Consider the following 1,207-nt stretch of genomic DNA (forward strand, 5'->3'; position numbering starts at 1 on the left):
TTATTGGCGGGATCGAGGCAAGCCTCCGCAGGTTCGCCCATTATGACTACTGGAGTGACCGGGTCAGGCAGTCGATCCTTGCCGACTGCCCTGCGGATGTACTGGTATTCGGGATGGGGGAGCGGCAGATGGTGGAGATCGCGCAGCGCTCTGCCCGGGGAGAACCGGTTCGGGACATGCGGGATATCCCCGGAACCTGCTATCCGGTTTCCCTTGCAGAATGGCGGGCGATGGAAAAAGACAATCTCGTTGAAATTTCCGGTTTTACTGAGGTCTCTTCTGACAGGACAGCATACGCAAAAGCGTTCGCCCTTCATTACCGGGAGCAGGATCCGTTCCGGGGCAGGCCGGTTGCCCAGCCGCACCCCAAAAAAGCCATCATCCAGAACCCGCCGGCCCGGCCGCTCAGCCCGGAGGAACTGGATCATATCTATGAACTCCCGTTCACCCGGCGCCAGCACCCCTCGTACCGGGAAAAAGTTCCCGCCCTCGAAACGGTGCAGTGGTCTGTGACCAGCCACCGGGGCTGTTTCGGAGCCTGCAGTTTTTGCGCCCTCGCCCACCACCAGGGCAGGATCATCCAGAGCCGGAGTAAGGAGAGCATTGTCCGGGAGTGACCCGGCTCACGAAGATGCCCGGCTTCAAAGGGGTTATCCAGGATATCGGCGGCCCGACCGCGAACATGTTCGGGTTTTCGTGCCGGAACTGGCAGGAGCAGGGAGCCTGCCCGGACCGGAACTGCAGGCCGGATTGCCCGTCCCTGAAGACCAGCCAAATGCAGCAGGTCGAACTGCTCCGTGCTGTCCGTGCCGTAGCCGGTGTCCGGCATGTCTTCATCGGCTCCGGGATACGGTATGATCTGGTACTTGCTGATGAATCCGGCTACCTGGAAGAGATCTGCGGCCACCATGTATCCGGGCACCTCAAGGTTGCGCCCGAGCATATCTCTCCCGCGGTTACGGCCTGCATGAACAAGCCGCCCGGCGAGGTCTTCGAGCGGTTCCGGCAGGAATTTGAGAAAATTCAGGAGGAAAAGGCGGGCAGGGCGCGGGATGGGGAGAAACCCATACCGGCGGGAAAGAAACCGTCCCGCGAGTACCTCCTCCCGGACCTGATGTCCGACCACCCGGGCTGCACGGTTCCGGACATGAGTGGGCTGGGCTAATACCTCCGGGATCACTGTCCCTCTACCGAGCAGGTGCAGGAC

Annotated in this window: 1 protein-coding gene and 1 pseudogene; both read left to right on the plus strand. The window is 61.5% G+C overall.

Going from position 1 to position 1,207, the window contains the following annotated elements; genetic code table 11:
* A pseudogene (locus CW742_RS15460) lies at positions 1-617 on the plus strand (YgiQ family radical SAM protein); the annotation flags it as partial.
* Positions 614-1,165 (plus strand): hypothetical protein, encoded by a 552-nt coding sequence (locus CW742_RS15465; RefSeq protein WP_342764890.1) that lies wholly within the window; start codon positions 614-616, stop codon positions 1,163-1,165. The pseudogene CW742_RS15460 and the gene CW742_RS15465, both read left to right, overlap by 4 nt.
* The last annotated feature ends 42 nt before the right edge of the window (positions 1,166-1,207 follow it).

Origin of the sequence: Methanoregula sp. (genome assembly GCF_002835825.1) — an archaeon.
Taxonomy (GTDB): Archaea; Halobacteriota; Methanomicrobia; order Methanomicrobiales; family Methanospirillaceae; genus Methanoregula.